Raw genomic sequence first — 280 nt, 5'->3', positions numbered from 1 at the left:
CCGTGCCGTCGACGGTGGTGCTGTCCCGCCTCGCGGAGGCGCTCGGCGTCACCTTCTCGCGGCTGATGGCGCCCGCGACGGGGCGCGAGATCCTGCTGATCCCGGCGAGCCGCCAGCCGATCCTGCGCGACGAGGCGTCCGGCTACCTGCGGCGCTGCATCTCGCCGGTCCTGCCGGGGCGCGGCATCGACTGGGTGCCCAACACGCTGCCGCCGGGCGCCAGCACCGGCGAGTTCACCGCCCATCGCCGCGGCGTGTCCGAGTACATCTACGTCCTACG

General features: G+C 74.3%; 1 protein-coding gene. It reads left to right on the top strand.

Annotated features, from left to right (window positions below):
- The coding region (locus ACLBXO_RS32270) for a cupin domain-containing protein (protein WP_447687975.1) at nt 1–280 on the top strand (280 nt) is incomplete at both ends.

The organism is Methylobacterium sp. C33D, assembly GCF_053345825.1.
This window is presented reverse-complemented; position numbering and strand designations above follow the sequence as displayed.